Raw genomic sequence first — 22606 nt, 5'->3', positions numbered from 1 at the left:
AGTCGTCCGTCGCCTCTACGGAATTCTCAATGATTGAGATCGCTTTTGAGAGCTGCGTCACCTCGGAGGCGGTGCGGGATACTCCATCGAGCGGGTCACAGCTGCCGACGCGGCCTGCAGAACGGCGATGCGGGACCTCGCAATGGCATCATTCGGCACAATCACAGCCAACGCAGCCACCACCTTGCCCAAGGGATCCCTGACCGGAACGGCCGCACCGGCAGCGGCCGGGTGGAGGTGCCCCGCCAAAAAAGCGAACCCCTGCCGACGCACCTCGGCAAGGGCAGACCTGAGCTGCTGCGGAGTGCTGATCGTCTGGTCGGTGAACACCTCAAGAGGCCTGGCTATGATCCGCTCCTGTTGGGCCGCCGGAGCATAAGCCAACAGAAGAAGGCCCGACGACGAAGCGTGCAAGGGCAAGCGACCCGCAACGCGGGTGTAATTGATGACAGCCCCGGGAGCCGTCAGCCGTTCAACGAAAAGCACTTCATCGCCCTCCATGACGCCCAGCTGGATGTGCTGGCCGACGATCGAGTGCAGATCTTCCATGACCGGCATCGCCGCTTCTCTGAGGCTCAGCGTCGGTGAAGCACGGGAAGCCAGCTCCCACATCCGGACGCCGATCCGAACCTTCCGGTCCTCGTCGCGCTGGAGCCACCCAAACCCACTGAGTTCCTCTACAAGCCGCGAGGCAGTGGCGATGTGCAGCCCCGAACGGCGGGAAATCTCTGTGACGGTCAACGCGGTATCACCGGGCCCGAAGGCTTCAATGATCCGGACGGCGCGGGAGAGGACAGACTCTCCACCTTGAGTGCGGGGCATGGCCCTACCCTCCGTGATTTGCAGGTTCGTGTCGAGCGGAGTCCTGTCATCGGACCTTCCTCAGCAGTGCCGGCCCCGGAACGCTTGTGACTTGGTGCCGGGCAAGGGAAGTCCCCTGCCCGGCACTTTGCATCAATCGCTAGGAAACCAGCTGCGCCGCGAGCTCGTGGCGTCCGGGCCCCACGTCAACCGGGTCCTGCCCGGGCAGCTCGATTCGCGCGGTGGTCCCGGTTGGGATATCGACGACGGCGGTGAGGTCCCCGTCGTCGATCCGCCACTGCACCGAAGCGGTACCGTACGGCGTCTCATGGCGGGCTGAGGCCCAGCTGAGGCCACCGCCTGGCTGCGGCTTGACGAGGATTTTGCGATAACCGGGTTCCAGGGGTGCAAGTCCGGCGACTACTCGGTGCATCCAGTCCGCGACGGCGCCTAAGGCGTAGTGGTTGAAGGACGTCATTTCGCCGGGGTTGATGGAGCCGTCCGGGAGCATGGAATCCCAGCGCTCCCAGATGGTGGTTCCGCCCTGCCCTACGGCGTAGAGCCAGGAGGGGCATTCTTTTTCCAGCAGCAGATCGTAAGCGGCATCGATTTCACCCGACAGCGTAAGCGCGTCAGAGACCACGGGTGTGCCGGCAAATCCTGTGCCGATACGGTTTCCGTTCGCTCGCACCAGCTCAGCCAGGCGGGAGCCCGCACGTGCTTTGGAGTCGGCATCCGGGAAGAGATCGAACACCAGCGCCAGTGCATAGGCCGTCTGGGCGTCGCTGCTCATGATGCCATCCGGGTGGATGTATTCGCAGGCAAACGCCGCGGCAACTTCGCGGGACAATGTCAGGTAGCGCAATTCGTCGTCGGACTTGCCCAGGACTGCGGCCGACTTCGCCAGGTGCCGCGCAGACCAGGCAAAGTAGGCCGTTGCCACCAGGTGCTTGTCGGTCATGGCCTTGGTGGGATCTTCAGGCGGGGCTGTGGGGTCAAGCCAGTCGCCCAGTTGGAAGCTGCCGTTCCATAGGCGACCCTCACCGGCCAGCTGGTCCAGAAGGTCCACCCACCCCTTTGCGCTTTCATACTGCGCGGCCACGATGCCTGGATCGTTGAAACGCTCATGGAGGGTCCAAGGGGTCAGCACCGCTACGTCGCCCCAGACCGCGCCCGGTCGAATGGGGGTCCAGTAGTTTCCGCCGGGAATGACGGGTACGTACCAGGGCACGGTGCCGTCCGGGAGCTGCTCGGCGGCCACGTCCTTGAGCCACGAGGACAGCATGCCTGAGCAGTCGTACAGGAAGCTGGCTGTGGGGGCGAACACTTGGATGTCTCCTGTCCAGCCGAGGCGTTCGTCGCGCTGGGGGCAGTCCGTGGGGATGTCCACGAAGTTGCCTTTCATGCTCCATAGGACGTTCTCATGCAAGCGGTTGAGGTCGGCGTTGGAGGACTCGAACCAGCCGGTGCGTTGCATATCTGTGTGGTAGACCCGCGCCACAACGTTGTCGGCGATGTCCCCGCCGGTCCAACCGCTGATCTCGGCGTAGCGGAAGCCGTGGATGGTGAACCTCGGCTCCCAGGTTTCTTCGCCGGCCCCGGCCAGGGTGTAGTGGTCCGTGGAGTCGGCTCCGCGCAGTGGGCGCGTGTACAGCTCGCCGTCCTGCAGTACTTCCGCATGTCGGAGCGTCACAGTGGAGCCGGCGTCTCCGCAGACGGTAATTCGGAGGCGCCCCACGAGGTTCTGGCCAAAGTCCAGCAACGTCTTGCCCGCCGGTGACGTCCACACCCTCACCGGACGGATCTCGTCAGTGCAGCGGACCGGCGGACCTTCCGGTGCCACCAGTGTTCGTGGGTCGCGTTCGACGCCGGTCACCGGCTCCCAGCCGGAGTCATCGAACGCGGGGCTGCTCCAGCCGGTTGGCAGTTCGCGGGCATCGTAGCTTTCGCCCTTGTACAAGCTGGAAAGGAGGATTGGTCCGAACGAAGCCTTCCAGGTTTCGTCCGTGCCCACCACGGTGACCGAGCCGTCGTCGTGCGTGATGTGGAGCTGAGCCAAAAGCGCCACTTTGTCGCCATAGAGGTTGGTGTGCCCTCCCTTGAAGCCAATCCGGCCGCGATACCAGCCATCCGCGAGGAACGCGCCGATGGCGTTGTCGCCGTTAGCCACATGCTCGGTGACGTCGTAGGTGTAGTAGCGGAGCCTCTGGCCGTAGACGGTCCAACCCGGCGACAAAGCGTCGTCGCCTACTCGCACGCCATTGATCTCCACCTCATAGAGCCCATGGGCCGTGACGTACAGGCGGGCAGATGCCACCGGACGGTTAAGGGTGAAGCCGCGACGCAGCAGTGGCGGCCGCCGTTCGGCTTCCGGGTCTTCTTCCCATGCTGGAGTGATGGCAGCGGCGGTCCAGTCGCCGGGCTCAAGCAGGCCGGTTTCGACGGAGGATGGCTGGCTCCAGCCGCTGGGCTCCTGCTCGCCCGCCCCCCAAACGCGGACGCTGACCTCGGCGCGTTGGGAGGAAATCAGCGGTGCTGCCTCCCACGGTACGAGTACCGATTCCGTCGATCCGGTCCGTTCGCTGGTCCATTGCGCTTCAGCGGTGGTCACCGAAACTTGGTACGCCTCTTGGACCCATCCGGGTTCGGCGCTGGTTTTCCAGGAAATGCGGGGGGTTGGAAGGCCGATGCCCAGGGTGCCGCTTCCGGGAGTTGGGGGCAGGTGCTCGAACGTTGCCGGGTGCACGATGGCAGGCATAGCGGAAGTCTCCTTGATGTGTGTGATTGGCGCCGGATAGCGGCTGGGTCAGCCCTTGACGGCGCCGGCTGTCATGCCCGCGACAATCTGGCGGTTGAAGAAGAGGTACATGATGAACGGCGGCACGGTGATGAGCAGGATGTTCATGAAGAGCAGGTTGTAGTTGGTGGTGAACTGGCTCTGGAAGTTGAACAGTGTGAGCTGCACCGTGGCGTTGGCGTCTCCGGGGAGGAAGTAGAGGGGGTTCTGGAAGTCGTTGAAAATATGTACCGACTGGACCACGATCACGGTCACAATGACGGAGCGCAGGAGCGGGAAGATCACCCGGAAGAACAACCTCACGGGCCCGCAACCATCAATGACTGCGGCCTCATCGAGTTCCTTGGGAATCGAGGCAATGAACGCCCGGAACAACATGACACAGAAGGATAGGCCGAAAGCCACTTCGATGAGGATCAGCCCCGGGAGTGTTTTGAAGAGTCCCATGCCCTGCAACACCCAGATAGTGGGGACGATCGCTGGGGGGATGATCAGGCCGGACAGGATCAGGAAGTTGGCAACGCCATTCCAGCGGGACTTACGTCGCTGAAGGACCCAGGCCACCATGGCCGCGAGGATCACCAGGATGGTCACACTGACAACCGTCAGTATGGTGCTGTTGATGAACGCAGTGACCAGCATGAATTTCCTGGCCGAGAGGACAGCGGTGAAGTTCTCCACGAACTGGATGTTGGTGGGCCAGGCGAAGTCCAGCTTGGCCGCTTCCTTGCGGTCTTTCACGGCGGTGAGGACCATGAAGAGCAACGGAATAATGAAAACAACAATGCTGACGGCGATGGCCAGGACACCGAGTCCATAGCGCTTGAGGGCAGTGGTCACTGTTCAACCTCCTTGCGGTTCAGGAACATGGACAGGGGCAGGATGATGGCCGTGACAATGAGGAACAGGACCACGTTCCCGGCCGTGGACAGGCCGTAGAAGCCGGCTTGGTACTGCTTATAGATGACGGACGCGATGACGTCCGAGGTAAATCCCGGGCCACCCTTGGTCATGGCCCAGATCAGGTCGAAGGACCGGAGTCCGCCAATGAGTGACAGGATGATGACCGTTGCGGTAGCCGGGCGGGCGAGTGGCAAGGTGATGTTGAAGAAGCTCTTGAAGGAGCTTGCCCCGTCCATCTTGGCCGCTTCAAAGTACTCCTGCGGGATGGAGACGATGCCCGCGATGTAAATGACCGTGGCCAGGCCAACGCCCTTCCAGACATCCACCAAAGCTACGGAAAGCAGCGCCCACGCCGGGTCGGTGAGCCACGCGGGCCCTTGGATACCGATGGCTGCGAGGCCCTCGTTGATCATGCCGTTGCGGGGATCCATCAAGGCGGTGAAGACAATGCCGACGCCGATGCTGCTTAGCAGCACGGGGAAGAACATTACCGAGCGGAGGTAGCCGCGGGCGATGATCTGGGAGGTCAGCAGGACTGCCAGAAGCATCCCCAGGACGACCTTCAGGACGGAGGTGACTATCCCATAGATGAAGGTGTTGGTCAGGCCCTTGATCAGCGCGGGTTCCTGGAAGAACTGAACAAAGTTGTCCAGGCCAATGAAGGTGAATTCGTTGAGGTTCCAGCGCGTCAGGCTGAAGAAGAACGAGACAACCGTCGGGACCAGGAATAGTGCGGTGTAAATGACCGCGGCGGGGAGGTAAAACCAGTACGGATAGGCTGACTTGCCTTTGCGGCGCTTGGGGTGGGCGGCCTGCGGTGCTTGACGTACCGCCGTCGCCGTCGGTGCGGTGTTGAGTGTCATGAGAATCTCTCCAAGGGCCGTCCGGGCCGGGAAAGCCCGGACGGCTTGTAGTTTTCGGAGGTTAGTTCCAGCCGGGCAGGTTCAGCTGCTTGGCCTGCTTTTTGACGTCCTCGTCGTAGAGGGCGGCGCCGTCCTTGGCGGTGCGGATACCCGAACCGACCTCGACGGTGATCTGTTCTAGGGCGGGACCCTTGACCGGGGACAGGAATTCCAGCGCGGGGCTGTTCTTGGCCTCATCTTCGAAGTACGGGAGCATGTCCTTCACCGCGTCGGGGACGTCCGAGGGCAGCTCGCAATCCTTCACAAGGTACGGCCCGGCCGCCCCCGCTGCCGCCGTCTGCGCGTCGCATCCGGCCTTGCTGGCGATGAAGGCCTGGAGCTTCTTGGCTTCCTCCATGTTTTTGGACGATTTGGGAATGTACGTTCCGCCGGGCATCCAGACGGTCAGCTTGTTCTTTGACGCGTCGTCACCAGGAAGCGGGAACAGCCCAAGGTCGTTCAGCTTGTCCGGGTAGGTCACTTTGATGTTGTTCAAGGCGAAGCTCAAAATCGGGTACTGAGCGCCTTCACCGTTGACCAGCATGTCTTGTGCCTGCTGATAGGTGGTGGAGGCGAAGTCCTCGTTAAACAGACCGGCCTTGCCGGCTTCCTCGAGGTGTTCGAAGCCCTTGACTGCGGCGGCGTTCGTGGCGAATTTGGCCTTGTTGGCGGTGTAGTCTGCCGGGAAGTTGGGGTCCGCGGTCACCACATTGGCGAAATCGCCAAGGACAAAGAGCTGCGAGGTCCACGTTGTCTGGTAGGACTGGATGATCGGCGCGATGCCCGCGTCCTTGATCTTGCGGCTGTTGTCCATGAATTCGTCCCAGGTCTTGGGGACGGACAAGCCGAGCTTTTCGTAGACCTTCTTGTTATAGAGCACCGCTCCGGCCATGCCGGTACTGAACGGCACCCCGTACACTTCACTGCCGGACGTCACCACAGGCTTGAAGGACTCCGTGATATTGGACAGGTACGGCTCGCTGGTAATGGGCTGCAGGTTCTGCTCTGGATTGATCTGCTGCAGAAGCGAGCCGGTGTTGTAGTTGAAGACGTCCGCCATGTCACCGGTCGAGAGCCGGGTCTTGACGATGTTGTCACCATCGCCGCCCTGCGGACGGGTTTCCACCTCAACCTTGATCCCCGGATTGGCTGCGGTGAATTCTTCGGCGACCTTTTCCGCTGCGGCAACGGTGTTTTCCGCGTTGTCCACCAGCCATGTGATGGTCTTTTCGTCTCCATTGGCAGTGGAACTACCGCCACTGCAACCGGTCAAAGCCAGCGCCAGGACTGTCACTCCCCCAGCCAGAGCGGCCCAGCGCTGCTTGCTCGATGCGGCCATCTTTACCTCCTCGTAAAGCCACGGACTCCGTAGTCTGTGGAACGTTTCAAACAGGGCTCTTAATGACGCTGTGAGCCCTGTGTGGATTTTGTGTAGATCGGTCTACGTTTTACTACTGTAAGTCATGTCACAGCTCCTGCCAAGACTTTTTCGTAGATCAATCTACAATTACGGAGAAGGCACTCAAGAAGGGATGCAGATGACGGAGCAATTGAAGCGCGCAACCATCAGCGACGTTGCTGAGCACGCGGGCGTTTCACGCGCCGCGGTCTCCAAGGTCCTCCGCAATGCCTATGGGGTCAGCCCCGCCATGCGGACCAAAGTCGAGGAATCAATGACCCTCCTCAACTACCGCCCCCTTGCCCTGGCCCGCGGAATGCGCGGTAACAGCTACACCTTGGGTGTGTTCCTGGTGGACCTTTCCAACACCTTCTTCTCAGTCCTTGCCGAGGGCATCCGCGATGTCGCAGAAGAACTTGGGTACCAGGTGCTCATCGGGCAGGCACGACAAGGCCTCGACGCACAGCAGAAACTCATCGAGGCAATGGTCGACAGACGCATGGACGGCCTGGTCCTGATCGCACCATTTGGACCGAACGACGAGCTGGAAAAGCTTGGCCAAACCATCCCCGTGGTTGTCCTGGGCCGCCACGGACCAGCGAAGTACTTCGATACCGTCGCCAGCGACGACATCGCCGGCAGCGCGCTCATCGTGGACCACCTTGTTTCACTGGGGCATGAGCGGATCTCGATGCTCGCCAACACGCAACCCGACAGCGAACCAGGCATGCCACAAACAGTCCGCCGCCGCGGCTACGACCTCGCCATGGAGAAGCACGGGCTTTCACAGTGGATTGATCACGTCCCGGGGCGATGGGGAACTGAGAGCGGCTTGGAAGCCGGCCGGTCACTCGCCGCCAGGCCTCTGGCCCAACGTCCATCTGCCCTGCACGGCGGCGCCGACGTTGCCGCGCTTGGCGCCTACACTGCGTTGTTCGAAGCCGGGATCCACATACCGGACGACATGTCGATCGTAGGCTATGACAACATCCCCGCTACGGGCCTCCCCCCTATCGGTTTGAGCACCGTCGACCAGTCTGGCGTCCAGATGGGCAGACAAGCTGCGGAGCTGCTCCTCTCAAGGATCGAGGGCCGGACCGAATCCGAGCACGTCCTGGTCTCACCGCGGCTCATCGTGCGAAAGACCTCAGCCCCGCCACGTCGCTAGGACGCCTGGGCGCGGATAAACGCTGTAGCACAACGCCAGTTTTACCGCCGGCCGCTTGAAACTTTCGCTTCGCGAGTTGGCATGCGACCAGCGTTCAAATTCGTGGCATCGGCCAATGTGCCGAGTGGACTCACCATGGGAAAAGCTGCATAGCCCCGAGATGCGAGTGGCACAAATCATTTACTACTGGCATGAACTCGGCTGGAAAAGGGCTGTCCTCATGGTCCAGTTCTCACTGGTTTGCCCGCGGCGACGCCTCCTCAAAACCGATCATGATATGGAGAACACACGCTCACCACTGAAGTTATGTAGGCAAAAATCCGAAGCTCGCTCTGATCCGTCAAAAAACAGAATTGAGCTTGGACAATGCACACACCCTCCTTGGCCTGACAAAGGCTTCCCCAGCCTAGCCTCCCTCCAGGAGAGCGCTGAACGCAGAGTCTTCGTCGAAGGATCTCGAAGTCATGATGCGCTCGGTTCCCCTATCCGTGAAGAGGTGTAGGCCAACCACGACCTACCGGACGAACCAAGAAAGAAATACATAACCCCAATACAGAGCAGGCGGAGGGCAAACCAGCCACAACCCTGAACCCGCTCCCCCACAACTGCACAGGTCAACCGGCCGCCAGGCACACGCCGGCGCCACACATCAGAGACTCGCGTCAAGCTTTGTACACACATTAAAGCAAAAACCCCCTCTGACGAGGGGGTTTGCCGTGCCCGAGGTGGGACTCGAACCCACACACCTTTCGATACTGCATTTTGAGTGCAGCGCGTCTGCCAATTCCGCCACTCGGGCGCGGATTACCGGGAAGTTAAATCTCGCTGACTGCTCACGTCTGTGAGCAACGCGATCCTTTCCCAGCACGCGAAATTACTATACATGCAGATAGGCTGATTCAAAGAACCGGGCGCGCTGATGCAACAAAAACCTGCCATCAAAGAGTCCACACTAAGATGGACATGAACCCGCCGAACCTTTTCAAGGAGATCCCGTGACCGAACAGACGGAGTCCACACCCACAGCCCAGCCGGCCCGACGCGTTGTCGTAGCCGAGGATGAGACCCTCATCCGCCTGGACATTATCGAGATTTTGAAGGGCGAGGGGTACGACGTCGTCGGCGAGGCAGACAACGGCGAGAAAGCTGTGCAGCTGGCCGAGGAACTGAAGCCTGACCTTGTCCTCATGGACGTGAAGATGCCCGTGATGGACGGCATTTCGGCGGCTGAGAAAATCGTCAAGGCACGCATCGCGCCTGTTGTCCTTCTGACTGCTTTCAGCCAGAAGGAACTGGTGGAGCGGGCACGCGACGCCGGTGCCATGGCTTACGTCGTCAAGCCGTTCTCCCCCGCGGACCTGATTCCGGCCATTGAGATCGCTCTCTCCCGCCACGAGGAAATCAAGGCGCTCGAGAACGAGGTTTCCGACCTCCAGGAACAGTTCGCCACGCGCAAGCTTGTAGAGCGCGCCAAGAGCCTCCTGACCACCAAGATGGGCCTGACGGAGCCGGAAGCCTTCCGCTGGATCCAGAAGACCTCCATGGACCGTCGCCTCAGCATGCGTGAGGTTGCCGAAACCATCATCAACCAGGTCAACTGACGCAAGAACCACAACAACGACGGCGGCCGCTTACCTCCTGGGCGGTTTCTAGGAGTCGTTGCAACACCTGTTGGTTAGGTGGTTAGTAGTAAATCACGTAGGCGCTCGGCTGGGGTTTTCCAGCCGAGCGTTTTGCGTGGGCGGCCGTTGAGTTCCTGGGCGACGTGTTCGAGGTCTTCGGGTCCGTAGGCGGATAGGTCGGTGCCTTTGGGGAAGTATTGGCGTAGCAGGCCGTTGGTGTTTTCGTTTGAGCCGCGTTGCCAGGGGCTGGCGGGGTCGCAAAAATAGACCTGCATGTCGGTGGCGAGGGTGAAGGATTTGTGGGCTGCCATTTCGGCGCCTTGGTCCCAGGTCAGGGAGCCTCGCAGGTGTGCCGGCAATGTCGCCATTGTTTTGATGAGGCCGTCGCGGACAGTTTCGGCGGTGTGGTCGCCCGGGAGGTGGACGAGCATCACGTATCGGGTGGTGCGCTCGACTAAGGTCGCGATCGCGGACTGGTTCAGGGCCCCGGTGATGAGGTCGCCCTCCCAATGGCCGGGCACCGCGCGGTCCTCGATCTCGGGTGGTCGTTCGGAAATCATGATCATCGGGTCGACGAATCTGGGGGTGCGCTGCTCGTCCGTGCGGTGGGGTTTCCGGCGGGTCCGGCCGGTGCGTAGCGCTGCCTGGACCTCGCGTTTGAGTCCGCCCCGTGCCTGGAGGTAGAGGGCCTGATAAATGGTCTCGGTGCTCACGCGCATCTCCGGTCTGTCGGGGAATTCTTCGACCAGGGTGTGGCTGATCTGCTCTGGAGACCAGCCTAGGAGCAACTTGTCTTTCACGTAGTTGCGCAGGCCCGACTCGATGGCCAGTTTGGCGGACTTGGGCCGCCTCCGCCGGGTAGCTGCCTTGCGATGCGCTCCGTGGGGCAAGTAGCCCAGGAGGGGGTCGGTATTTCGTGCCAGCTCCCGGCTGACTGTTGAAGGCGATCTGCCGATGGTGCGGGCGATCGCCCTCACCGAGGAGCCAGCTGCCTGCAGATCCCGGATCAATTCCCGTTCCTGAACATTGAGGTATCGCGGGTCAATAGGTTTCTCTAACGCTGATACTTCCACCGGCACCACTCCTGGTGTGCCGGTGGAAGAGGTCTTAGTGGTCACACCACGTTTGTAATCGACCACCCGGCCATCCGGATAAATGCGTCGCCCACCAGACTTCCTGATCCCGCGTTCCCACTCCCGGGCGGTCTTAGGATTGACACCTACGGCGGTGATGGCTTCGCTTCGGCTCATTCCGACCTTCCGCAGCCGAAGGAATTTCTCCCGCCGGTCGGATCCTGGGGCTTTGCTGGCAATTCCCGCTTCCGAGGCCCAGCGGTGGCAGGTATTGACGTTCAAACCAAGTTCGGCAGCGGCCAGAGTCACGCTCTCCACGCGCCGGAGGACCGTGAAGAACTCTTCCTTCTGCTCTGGCGCGTACTGCGTCCTGACGACCTTCTCGTTCCGGACGCCAGCCTTCCGGCACCACTGGTAACAAGTCACCCGATTCAGTCCAAGTTCCGAAGCTGCGGCAGTGACGCTGCCAAGACGATCAAGGGCTTGAAAGAACTGAGTCCTTAGCTCAGGCGCGTACATCCGCCGGTTTACCGGTACCTTCTTTAAAGACGACACGGTCGTTGCAACTCCCAAAAATTCTGGGTGTTGCAACGACCGCTAGAACCGGCCCTGCGAGGTGGGCGGCCGCCGTCGTACTCACCACCAACAAACAAAAATGCGGGCCCCGCCATAAGGCGGGGCCCGCATTCAACAACCGAAGAACTAGCTCTTGGTCTTGGACTTCTTTTCAGGCCACGGGCCAACAGGTTCCTTGCGTGAACCGTCGTCAACCTTGGAGGTATCGGCGAGGTCACCCACCTTGTGGACCTTCAGTGAGTTCGTGGAACCGGCCTGTCCTGGAGGGGAACCGGCGGCGATGACAACCAGGTCGCCTTCGTCCACAAGATCCATTTCCAGCAGGCTCTTGTCCACTTGTGCGGTCATCTCGTCGGTGTGGCCCACGGAGGGAACCAGTACCGGCTGGATGCCCCAGGTGAGGGCAAGCTGGTTCCAGACGTGCTCCACCGGCGTGAACGCGAAGACCGGCTTGACCGGGCGGAGGCGCGAAAGGCGGCGTGCCGAGTCACCGGACTGGGTGAAAGTACAGATGTACTTTGCGTCCAACTGGTCGGCGATTTCGACGGCGGCACGGGTGATGGCGCCACCGCGGGTCTTGGGCTTGGTACCCAGCGGGGGGACGCGCTCGAGGCCGTGAACTTCGGTGGACTCGATGATCCGGGCCATGACCTTGACGGTTTCGATGGGGTACTGGCCCACAGAGGTTTCGCCGGAGAGCATGACTGCATCGGCGCCGTCGAGAACTGCGTTGGCGCAGTCTGAAGCCTCGGCACGCGTCGGACGCGGGTTGTCGATCATGGATTCCAGTACCTGGGTAGCCACGATGACCGGCTTGGCCCAGCGACGCGCCAGTTCAATGGCACGCTTCTGGACGATCGGCACCTCTTCGAGCGGCAGCTCGACACCGAGATCGCCACGGGCAACCATGATGGCGTCGAAGGCGTCGATGATTTCGTGGAGCTGCTCCACTGCCTGCGGCTTTTCGATCTTGGCGATCACCGGAACACGGCGGCCTTCTTCGTCCATGATCTCGTGGACGCGCTTGATGTCTGAGGCATCACGCACGAACGAGAGGGCGATGAGGTCGGCGCCGCGCTTGAGGGCCCAACGGAGGTCGTCCTCGTCCTTTTCGCTCAAGGCGGGGACGTTGACGGCAACACCGGGCAGGTTGATGCCCTTGTTGTTGGAAACCTTGCCGCCAACAGTAACGGTGGCGACTACTTTGACGTCGTCAACCTCGATGGCACGCATGGCCACCTTGCCGTCGTCGATCAGCAGGGCATCGCCCACGTTGACGTCTTCAGTGAGGCTCTTGAGCGTGGTGGAGCAGATGTCCTTGGTGCCGGGTACGTCTTCGGTGGTGATGGTGAAGGTGTCGCCGACGGCCAGCTCGTGGGGTCCGTCAACAAAACGGCCAAGACGGATCTTGGGTCCCTGGAGGTCAGCCATGATCGCAACAGGCTTGCCCAGCTGCGCCGCAGCCTTGCGGACGTTTTCGTAGGTGATGTCATGCACGGAGTAGTCGCCGTGGCTCATGTTCATGCGAGCAACGTCGACGCCGGCCTCCAGCACCGCGAGGGTGTTGTCGAAGCTGGAGATAGCCGGGCCGAAAGTTGCCACAATTTTCGCGCGTCTCATATACCTACCCTAAGTAGTTCATGCTGATTGAGTAAAAGAAACGTTCCTGCCGGCGCTATAAGACCGCTATTGCCCGGTCGGTGGGGGCGACCGGTGCCGGGAGAATGGTGCTTCCCATCAGGAACTTGTCCACTGCGGCCGCACATGCACGGCCTTCCGCAATGGCCCACACAATCAGTGACTGGCCACGTCCGGCATCGCCGGCAACAAACACGCCCTCGGTGTTCGTCATGTAGTAGCCGTCGCGGGCAACGTTGCCCCGACCGTCGAACTCTGCGCTGACCTGCTCCGTGATTCCTGCCGGCTCAGCGCCGGTAAAGCCAAGGCTCAGGAAGACAAGGTCAGCTGGGATGATCCGTTCTGTACCGGCCTTGGGCAGGCGTTTGCCGTCCACGAACTCGGTTTCAGCAACTTTGACGCCGGTGAGTTTGCCGTTTTCTCCAACGAACTCAACGGTGGACGCAAGGTAGGTACGCTCGCCGCCTTCTTCGTGGGCGCTTGCGACCTCGAAGAGGGTGGGGAACGTCGGCCACGGCTGGTGTCCTGCACGTTCCGACGGCGGCTGCTTGCCGATCGCGAGCGTGGTCACCGAAGCGGCCTGATGGCGGTGGGCGGTGCCGATGCAGTCAGCACCGGTATCGCCACCACCGAGGATGACAACGTGCTTGCCGCGGGCATCAATGTGGTTTTCGGGGTTCTCCCCTGCCACCATACGGTTCGAAGGAACCAGGTAATCCATGGCGAAGTGGACGCCCTCAAGGTCGCGGCCCGGGATGGGCAGGTCACGCGGCACGGTAGCACCGGTGGCGACTACGACGGCATCGTAACGGCGACGCAGCTGCTCCCAGGTCACGTCTGTACCAACGGCGACTCCGGTCCGGAAGCGGGTGCCTTCGGCCTTCATCTGCTCCAGGCGGCGGTCAACCTGTTCCTTCTCCATTTTGAAGTCGGGGATGCCGTAGCGGAGCAGTCCGCCAATCTTGTCGTCGCGTTCGTAGACGGCCACGGTGTGGCCAACACGGGTCAGCTGCTGTGCCACGGCCAGGCCTGCCGGTCCGGATCCCACCACGGCCACTGTTTTGCCAGTGAGGCGCGTCGGCGGCAGCGGCTGGACCCAGTCGTTGTCGAAGGCCTGGTCGATGATCGAAACCTCGACCTGCTTGATGGTCACTGCAGGCTGGTTGATACCCAGCACGCAGGACGCTTCGCAGGGTGCAGGGCACAGACGGCCCGTGAATTCCGGGAAGTTATTCGTGGCATGAAGTCGCTCAATCGCTTCTTCACCCTTATCCCGCCACACGAGGTCGTTCCACTCAGGAATCAGGTTGCCCAGCGGGCAACCCTGGTGGCAAAACGGAACGCCACAGTCCATGCAGCGGCCGGCCTGGCTCTTCAGGACACCCTTTTCCTGTGCTTCGTACACCTCTTTCCAGTCCATGATGCGGACGGGAACAGGACGGCGTGGCTGCGTTTCGCGCTGCCGGACTTTCAGAAATCCGCGTGGATCAGCCACCGGTTACCTCCAGGATTCGAGACCATACTTCTTCGCCATCGGGGTCCAAACCCTCTTCAATGGCGTCGAGACGGGTTTGCAGGACTGCTGCGTAGTCGCGGGGCAGTACTTTGGTGATGCGGGCGGCGGTGTCGTCGAAGTTTTCGAGCAGACGGCCGGCCAGGACGGATTCGGTTTCCTCAAGGTGCTTGGTGAGGAGGCCGTGAACGATGTCGCGGTCCTCGGCATCGAGCTCCAGGAGCTGGAGTTCGCCGGTGTCGAGGGCCATCTTGTTGACACGCTCGGGCTGCAGGTCCAGCACATAGGCGGTACCACCGGACATGCCGGCACCGAAGTTACGGCCGGTGCGCCCGATGATCAAGGTCTGGCCACCGGTCATGTACTCGCACCCGTGATCGCCAATACCTTCGACGACGGCGGTCGCACCGGAGTTTCGGACCAGGAAGCGTTCGCCAACCTGGCCACGCAGGAACATCTCGCCGCTGGTGGCACCGTAGCCGATGACGTTGCCTGCAATGACATTGCGCTCTGCCTGGAACACGTTGGTGCGGTCCGGGCGGACGATGATGCGGCCGCCGGAGAGACCCTTGCCGACGTAGTCGTTGGAATCGCCGAACATCCGCAGCGTAATGCCCGCGGGCAGGAACGCTCCGAGCGACTGGCCTGCGGTGCCGTTGAGCGTGACGTCGATGGTGTCGGTCGCCAGGACATCGATGCCGAAGGTCTTGGTCACCACGTGGCCCAGCATCGTACCCACGGACCGGTCTGTGTTAATGACGTCGAGGGTGATCTTGACGGGCATGCGGTCGCTGAGTGCTTCCTGGGCCATGGTGATGAGCCGCTGGTCAAAGTGCTTGTCCAGCTCGTGGTTCTGGCCGGTCATGTTGCGCAGCGGCACGTCGTCGTCGAACTCCAGCCCGTGCAGGATGGGATCGAGGTCCAGCCCTTCGGCCTTCCAGTGGTTGATCGCTTCGCGGGTGTCCAGCACCTCGGCGTGACCGATGGCTTCTTCCAGGCTGCGGAAACCGAGCTCTGCAAGGATTTCGCGGACTTCTTCTGCGAGGAACTCGAAGAAGTTGACCACGAACTCGGGCTTGCCGTTGAAGCGGGAGCGGAGCTCGGGGTTCTGTGTGGCAACACCAACGGGACAGGTGTCCAGGTGGCAGACGCGCATCATGATGCAGCCTGAAACCACCAGCGGAGCAGTCGCGAAACCGTATTCCTCGCCACCCAGCAGGGCAGCAATAACAACGTCGCGGCCGGTCTTGAGCTGGCCATCCACCTGAACCACCACGCGGTCGCGGAGACCGTTGAGCATGAGGGTCTGCTGGGTCTCGGCCAGGCCGAGTTCCCACGGCACGCCCGCGTGCTTGAGCGAGTTCAGCGGCGAGGCGCCGGTACCGCCGTCGTGACCTGAAACAAGTACGACGTCGGCCTTCGCCTTGGTGACGCCGGACGCCACCGTGCCGATCCCGACTTCCGAAACCAGCTTCACGTGGACACGGGCCGAAGGGTTGGCGCGCTTGGCATCGTAGATGAGCTGTGCGAGATCTTCGATCGAGTAGATGTCGTGGTGCGGGGGCGGGGAAATGAGTCCAACGCCGGGAGTCGAGTGACGCGTCCGGGCTACCCAGGGGTAGACCTTCTGGGCCATCAGCTGGCCACCTTCGCCGGGCTTGGCACCCTGGGCCATCTTGATCTGGATGTCGTCGGCGTTGGTCAAGTACAGGCTGGTGACGCCGAAGCGGCCGGAAGCGATCTGCTTGATGGCAGAGCGGCGCTCCGGATCCAGCAGGCGGTCAACGTCCTCGCCACCTTCACCCGTATTGGATTTGGCGCCCAAACGGTTCATGGCAATGGCCAGGGTCTCGTGCGCTTCCTTGGAAATGGAGCCGTAGCTCATGGCACCGGTAGAGAACCGCTTGACGATGCTGGAGACCGGTTCCACTTCCTCGAGCGGAACCGCAGGGCGTACACCGTCCTTGAACTTCAGGAGCCCACGCAGGGTCATCAGGTTCTCGGACTGGTCGTCGATGCCCTTGGAGTAGGCCTTGAAAATGTCGTACCGGCGTTCGCGGGTAGCGTGCTGCAGGCGGAACACAGTCTCAGGGTTGAAGAGGTGCGGTTCACCGTCGCGGCGCCACTGGTACTCGCCACCGCCAAGAAGCGGCTGGTGCGGGTGCTCGATGCCACCTTCGGGGTAGGCCATCTGGTGGCGCGCCGAAACTTCGGCAGCGATGACGTCCAAGCCGACGCCCCCCAGCTGGGAATGCGTGCCGGAGAAGAATTCGTCCACGAGCTCCTGGGACAGGCCCAGCGCTTCAAAGGTCTGGGCGCCCGTGTAGGAAGCCACGGTGGAAATACCCATCTTGGACATGATCTTCAGGACACCCTTGCCGAGACCCTTGATCAGGTTGTAGACGCCGTCTTCAGCGGTGACGCCCGTGACGTCACCATTGGAGATCAGCTGTTCCACCGATTCCATGGCCAGGTATGGGTTGACTGCGGACGCGCCGTAGCCAATGAGCACGGCGACGTGGTGCGTCTCGCGGACATCGCCGGCCTCAACCACCAGCGCGGTCTTGGTGCGGTTGGCGCTGCGGAGCAGGTGGTGGTGAACGGCGCTGACCAGCAGGAGCGAGGGAATCGGCGCCCACTGTGCGTTTGAGTCACGGTCGGACAGCACCACGTACTGCACACCGCGGTTGATCGCGCCGGAAACCTGTTCGCAGATTTCGGTCAGGCGTGCACGAAGTGCCGCTTCCCCACCCTCCGGGCGGTAAAGGCCGCGGACCTTCATGGCGATGCGGTCGCCGTCGGGCGTCTCGATGTTCGCGATCTTGGCGAGCTGGTCGTTGTTGATGACCGGGAACGGCAGGGAGATCTGCGGCTGGCGGACCTGCTTGCCGTCCAGGAGGTTGCCGTTGGGGCCGATGGCACACTTCAGTGAAGTGACCAGTTCCTCGCGGATGGCGTCCAGTGGCGGGTTGGTGACCTGGGCGAAGGACTGCACAAAGTAGTCGAACAGCAGGCGTGGGCGCTTGGAAAGCACGGCGACAGGAGTATCCGAACCCATGGCACCCAGGGGCTCGGCACCCGTGCGGGCCATCGGGCCGAGCAGGATCTTGAGCTCTTCGGTGGTGTACCCGAACGTGCGCTGGCGGATGTTGACCGACGCCGCGGTGTGGACCACGTGCTCGCGCTCAGGGAGCTCGTTGATGTCGATCAGGTTGTCCTTGAGCCATTCAGCCCACGGATTGGCAGCAGCAACCTCGGCCTTGACCTCGGCGTCGTCAATGATGCGTCCGGCTTCGGTGTCCACCAGGAACATCTTGCCGGGGGCGACGCGGCCCTTCTTGACCACGTTGGAAGGCTCTACCTCGATCACCCCAACTTCGGAGGCAAAGATGATGAGGCCGTCTTCGGTGATCCAGTAGCGTCCCGGGCGCAGGCCGTTGCGGTCCAGGGTTGCACCAACGAGGTTGCCGTCGGTAAAGGAAACCGCGGCCGGACCGTCCCACGGCTCCATGAGCAGTGAGTGGTACTCATAGAAAGCACGGCGGGCGGGATCCATGGTGGCGTGGTTCTCCCACGCTTCCGGGATCATCATCATGATGGAGTGCGTGATGGGGCGGCCGGACAGCCACAGGAGCTCGGCAACCTCGTCGAAGGAAGCGGAGTCCGAGGCACCGGGGGTGCAGATCGGGTACAGCTCTTCGGGAACGGAACCCAGCAGCGGGCTCGCCAGCTGCGACTGACGCGCACGCATCCAGTTGCGGTTGCCCTTGACCGTGTTGATTTCACCGTTGTGCGCGATGGTGCGGAAAGGCTGCGCCAAAGGCCATGACGGGAACGTGTTGGTAGAGAAGCGCGAGTGGACAATGGCGAGCTTCGTCTTGAAGCGCTTATCCGAAAGGTCCGGGTAGAACGGCTCCAACTGGGCTGTGGTCAGCATGCCCTTGTAAACGACGGTGCGCGAGGACAGCGACGGGAAGTACACGCCGAACTTGTTCTGGGCACGCTTGCGGATGCGCCAAGCGCGGGAGTCCAGCTCATTGTGCTCAAGCTGCTCACCGGTGGCAGAGGCAAAGAACGGCTGCGAGAAGTACGGCATACAGGCCCGTGCCATGGCGCCGACCAGATCGGCGACCACTGGAACTTCACGCCAGCCGAGGACCGTCAGGCCTTCGTCGGCTGCAAGCGCTTCAATGCCGGCCTTCGCGGTTTCTGCTTCGCGGGACTCGGCGGGAAGGAAAGCTGTGCCCACCACGTACTGGCCAGGGGCGGGCAGTTCGAATTCGGTGACGGCCCGGAAGAACTCGTCCGGTACCTGCATAAGCAGGCCCGCACCGTCGCCGGTACCTTCGTCGGCGCCCACGGCGCCGCGGTGTTCGAGATTGCGGAGGGCGGTCAGAGCCGCTTCCACGATGTCGTATCCCGGTTCCCCGCGGAGCGTGGCAATAATAGCCAGGCCGCAGGCGTCCTTCTCCGTATCAGGGTTGTAAAGACCCTGGGCCTCCGGGAGCGCGGCAAAGCGCTTGAATGGAGACATGGCACCCTGAGGTTCGATATTTTCGGACCAACCGGGGTTATGAAGATGGGTCATGGGAGACGTCCTTCCTCGAGATCGTGCGTATGGAAGGGACAACGTTGGCCCCACCTTGCCTGCCCTGTGACGGGCACAACAAAGCGCTAGTAATTGGAATTGTAGGCCAGCCGATCCAGCGCAACGAACAGTTACGCAGACCTCTGGCCCCGGCTTGACCAGTAAACATCGGTATGCTGCGGTCCGGTTTCCGGGGTGCCACGACGCTGTGGACTGGGCCCTACGAGCGGTGACTCTGTTGCCCCTTGACCGAACGTGACTACTTGGTGTCGTCAGCCTTCGGCGTGGATCCGGGGGCCTTCCTTGCGGCAGTTGCAGCAGATGTGGATTCCGGGGCGGACGTGCTGTCCTTTTCCGGCTTCCCTGCTGTTTTCTGCGGCTCGTCAACGTGGCCCGAATCGCTTTGGTTATCAGGGAGATTACCACGCGAACCAGTATCTGAGACAGATGCGTCCACATCATGACTGGTGACGCTCGTCACCGGAATGGCCTCTTTTCCGGCCTTCTCTTCCGGCTCGCGCCCCGCCAAGTAAGGAGTGTCGGGCACAGGCCGTCCCCGGCGGCCGAGGATGAAGAAGATGGCCAGCGCAGCAATGAAGACAAAGATGCTGGTCCACACATTGAGCCTGGTGGTAATGCCAAACAGATTGATCTGTTCAGCATCATCGATGCGCAACGCCTCGATCCACACCCGGCCCAGGGTGTAGTACACCGCGTAGAGCCAGAAGAGCCGTCCCCACCGGAAGTTGAACTTCTTGTCCAGCAGCAGAAGGATGGCCACGCCCAGCAGGTTCCACAGCATCTCGTAGAGGAACGTGGGGTGAAACAGCGTGCCTGCCGCCATATCCGGCGGGAAGTTCGCGTTGGCTGGATCAATCTCCAGTCCCCAAGGCAAGGTGGTCGGCGCACCGAAGAGTTCCTGGTTGAACCAGTTCCCCAAACGGCCGATCGCCTGGGCCAGCAGAAGTCCCGGCGCAGCTGCGTCCAGGAAAGCCGTCAGTTTGACGCCTGCCCGGCGGCAACCAATCCACGCGCCCACGGCACCCAGGATGACGGCACCCCAAATGCCGAGTCCGCCTCGCTGAATCTGCGGAATCAGGGACAGGTCCCCGGTACCGTCAAAGCCCGGACCGAAGTAAGCGTCAGGCGAGGAGAACACATGGTAGAGCCGGCCGCCGATGATGCCGAAAGGAATTGCCCAGATGGCAATGTCCCACAGGCTGCCTTCAGGAGCGCCACGGCGCTTCCATCGGGCCGACGTCAGCCACAGGCCAACGATGATGCCCGCCAGGATGCAGAGGGCGTAAGCGTGGATACGCAGCGTCCCCCACGGTAGCGGAATGTCGAAACCGGACCACGATGGGCTCGGGATACTCATGGGGACCATTGCCGCTGCGTGGAGGACGGTCTGCATTCGCTTCGCGGTTTCCTTTTCTAGGCTTCTGCAGCTGCGCGGCCCAAGCCGGCGCTGAGGTTCTTGGTGAGTTGCCCGACAGCGTCCACGCCGCCATCGCGGAGAGCCGCCACCAAGGCGGTTCCAACGATCACGCCGTCAGCATAGCCGGCAATTTCACGGACATGGTCCGGGTTGGACACGCCCAAACCGACGCACACGCGCCCGGCTCCGGCAGCGTGGGCACGGGCCACCACGTCTTCAGCACTGCTGCTGACAGAGGTGCGCGTTCCGGTGACGCCCATGATTGAGACAGCGTAGACGAATCCACGACTTGCCTTGACGGTCATATCAAGTCGCTCCGGGGTGGACGAAGGTGCCACGAGGAACACCCGGTCCAAGCCATACTTATCCGAGGCCTCGAACCACTCATGAGCCTCGTCAGGGACCAAGTCGGGGGTGATGAGCCCGGCTCCCCCGGCTTCGGCCAGGCGCCGGGAGAATTCATCGACACCCATGCGCATGACCGGGTTCCAGTAGGTCATGACCAGCACGGCCGCATCCGTAGCGGCGGTGATGCCGGCAACAACGTCGAAAACGTTGCTGACACGGAATCCGTTGGCGATCGCCTCGGTGGTTGCAGCCTGGATGACCGGGCCGTCCATCACAGGATCGGAGTACGGGATGCCGATCTCGATGAGGTCAGCGCCATTGCGGGCCAAGGCGATGCCCGCCTCGATGCTTTCCTGGACGGTGGGGTACCCCGCGGGGAGGTAGCCCACCAGGGCGGCACGGCCTTCTGCCTTGGCACGATCGATGGCGGCAGCGGATTTGCTGGCGAATTCTTCAGTCATCAGTTCTGGTCCTCGTTGACATCCCCGGCATCGGACGTGCGCTCGGTGGGGCCCTTGGGCTTACGGGTAGATAACGTAGTGCCCTTGACGTGGCCTTCTTCATCCAACATGTTGAACCAGGCCGCGGCTGTCTCCACGTCCTTGTCTCCACGACCGGACAGGTTCACGATCACCGTGACGTCGGAAGGGTTCTCCTTGCCTTCGGTCAACCGATGGCCGATCTTGATGGCGCCGGCCAAGGCGTGCGAGGACTCGATGGCGGGAATGATGCCCTCGGTCCGGCACAGGAGGCTGAAGGCATCCATCGCTTCGGTATCCGTGACCGCCTCATACGTGACGCGCCCAATGTCGGCCAGGTATGAGTGCTCCGGACCCACGCTGGGGTAGTCCAGACCCGCAGAGATGGAGTGGGACTCGATGGTCTGGCCGTCTTCGTCCTGCATGAGGTAGGAACGGGCGCCGTGCAGGACACCGGGACGGCCCAGGGAGATCGCAGCCGCGTGGCGACCGGTCTCGACACCTTCTCCGCCTGCTTCAAAGCCATAGATCTTGACGGATGCGTCGTCAAGGAAAGCGTGGAACAGGCCGATCGCGTTGGACCCACCACCGATACATGCGGCAATGGCATCGGGGAGCTTGCCTGTTTGCTCCAGGATCTGGCTGCGGGCTTCCTCGCCAATGACTTCATGGAAATAGCGGACCATGGCAGGGAATGGATGTGCCCCGGCCGCGGTACCCAGAAGGTAGTGGGTGTGTTCGACGTTCGAGACCCAGTCGCGCAGGGCGTCGTTGATGGCGTCCTTGAGTGTCTGGGAGCCGTTGGTCACGGGTACCACGGTGGCACCGAGCAGCTGCATGCGGGCAACGTTCAGGGCCTGGCGCCGGCAATCCTCGGCACCCATGTAGACCACACATTCCAGGCCAAGCAAAGCTGCCGCCGTGGCACTGGCCACGCCGTGCTGTCCGGCGCCGGTTTCCGCGATCACCCGTGTCTTGCCCATGCGCTTGGCGAGGAGGGCCTGGCCCAGGACGTTGTTGATCTTGTGGGACCCGGTGTGGTTCAGGTCTTCGCGCTTGAGGAAGATGCGTGCTCCGCCGGCGTGCTCGGAGAAGCGTTTGGCTTCGGTGAGGAGGGAAGGCCGGCCGGAGTAGTTTTTGTTGAGGTCCTTGAGCTGAGCGATGAACTCGGGGTCAGCTTTGGCTTTCTCGAAGGTGTCCTGGACTTCGTCGAGGGCGGCGATGAGGGACTCGGGCATCCAGCGTCCGCCGTAGTTGCCGAAATAGGGCCCGGAGGCGTTGCGCAGCGAAGGGCCACCTTGCAGGAATGCGTCAGCCGCATTCTCTTCTGAGCCGGCTGTTGGCGCGTTGACCATCAGTCT

General features: G+C 62.0%; 14 protein-coding genes and 1 tRNA gene. 2 read left to right on the top strand and 13 right to left on the bottom strand.

The features are described from left to right. Positions 1-57 precede the first annotated feature (57 nt). From AYX22_RS09735 to AYX22_RS09715, 5 genes are all read right to left on the bottom strand, one after another. Entirely contained in the window at positions 58-822 is a 765-nt protein-coding gene (locus tag AYX22_RS09735) for an IclR family transcriptional regulator (protein WP_207597224.1), read from the bottom strand. 139 nt (positions 823-961) lie between these two features. Continuing rightward, positions 962-3559, bottom strand: a complete 2598-nt coding sequence (locus AYX22_RS09730) for a glycoside hydrolase family 78 protein (RefSeq protein WP_207597223.1) — start codon at positions 3557-3559, stop codon at positions 962-964. A 48-nt stretch (positions 3560-3607) separates the two neighbouring features. After that, positions 3608-4438: a carbohydrate ABC transporter permease gene (locus tag AYX22_RS09725; RefSeq protein ID WP_207597222.1), complete on the bottom strand. Its 831-nt coding sequence runs from the start codon at positions 4436-4438 to the stop codon at positions 3608-3610. Beyond that, positions 4435-5364, bottom strand: a complete 930-nt coding sequence (locus AYX22_RS09720; RefSeq protein ID WP_207597221.1) for a sugar ABC transporter permease — start codon at positions 5362-5364, stop codon at positions 4435-4437. The genes AYX22_RS09725 and AYX22_RS09720 overlap by 4 nt, the downstream gene beginning before the upstream one ends. Before the next feature lie 61 nt (positions 5365-5425). After that, positions 5426-6742, bottom strand: a complete 1317-nt coding sequence (locus tag AYX22_RS09715) for an extracellular solute-binding protein (protein WP_207597220.1) — start codon at positions 6740-6742, stop codon at positions 5426-5428. A gap of 199 nt (positions 6743-6941) precedes the next feature. On the opposite strand from AYX22_RS09715, the gene AYX22_RS09710 reads away from it, so the two are divergent. Beyond that, complete coding sequence (locus tag AYX22_RS09710; protein WP_207597219.1) at positions 6942-7970, top strand: LacI family DNA-binding transcriptional regulator; 1029 nt, start codon at positions 6942-6944, stop codon at positions 7968-7970. Positions 7971-8687: 717 nt separating this feature from the next. Here the strand turns inward: AYX22_RS09710 and AYX22_RS09705 are convergent. After that, positions 8688-8769: transfer RNA gene (locus tag AYX22_RS09705), tRNA-Leu, on the bottom strand. Positions 8770-8965: 196 nt separating this feature from the next. Between AYX22_RS09705 and AYX22_RS09700 the strand changes: the two genes are divergently transcribed. After that, positions 8966-9571, top strand: a complete 606-nt coding sequence (locus tag AYX22_RS09700) for a response regulator (RefSeq protein WP_026540371.1) — start codon at positions 8966-8968, stop codon at positions 9569-9571. A gap of 74 nt (positions 9572-9645) precedes the next feature. Here the strand turns inward: AYX22_RS09700 and AYX22_RS09695 are convergent, their stop codons facing one another. From AYX22_RS09695 to trpB, 7 genes are all read right to left on the bottom strand, one after another. Beyond that, complete coding sequence (locus AYX22_RS09695; RefSeq protein WP_207597538.1) at positions 9646-10842, bottom strand: IS30 family transposase; 1197 nt, start codon at positions 10840-10842, stop codon at positions 9646-9648. A gap of 525 nt (positions 10843-11367) precedes the next feature. Next, positions 11368-12861, bottom strand: a complete 1494-nt coding sequence (gene pyk, locus AYX22_RS09690) for a pyruvate kinase (protein WP_089594632.1) — start codon at positions 12859-12861, stop codon at positions 11368-11370. Between the two features lie 55 nt (positions 12862-12916). After that, entirely contained in the window at positions 12917-14374 is a 1458-nt protein-coding gene (locus tag AYX22_RS09685) for a glutamate synthase subunit beta (RefSeq protein WP_207597218.1), read from the bottom strand. Beyond that, positions 14367-18980, bottom strand: coding sequence for a glutamate synthase large subunit (gene gltB / locus AYX22_RS09680; protein ID WP_207597217.1), 4614 nt, complete (start codon positions 18978-18980; stop codon positions 14367-14369). Before gltB ends, AYX22_RS09685 begins: the two co-directional genes overlap by 8 nt. 259 nt (positions 18981-19239) lie before the next feature. Beyond that, positions 19240-20394, bottom strand: a complete 1155-nt coding sequence (gene lgt / locus AYX22_RS09675) for a prolipoprotein diacylglyceryl transferase (protein ID WP_207597216.1) — start codon at positions 20392-20394, stop codon at positions 19240-19242. A 20-nt stretch (positions 20395-20414) separates the two neighbouring features. Further along, on the bottom strand, positions 20415-21227 hold the full coding sequence (trpA, locus tag AYX22_RS09670; RefSeq protein WP_207597215.1) for a tryptophan synthase subunit alpha: 813 nt from the start codon (positions 21225-21227) through the stop codon (positions 20415-20417). After that, positions 21227-22600, bottom strand: coding sequence for a tryptophan synthase subunit beta (gene trpB, locus AYX22_RS09665; protein ID WP_207597214.1), 1374 nt, complete (start codon positions 22598-22600; stop codon positions 21227-21229). Before trpB ends, trpA begins: the two co-directional genes overlap by 1 nt. Between the last annotated feature and the right edge of the window lie 6 nt (positions 22601-22606).

The sequence above is a fragment of the Arthrobacter sp. D5-1 genome (assembly GCF_017357425.1).
In the GTDB taxonomy this organism is placed as follows: Bacteria; Actinomycetota; Actinomycetes; order Actinomycetales; family Micrococcaceae; genus Arthrobacter.
This window is presented reverse-complemented; position numbering and strand designations above follow the sequence as displayed.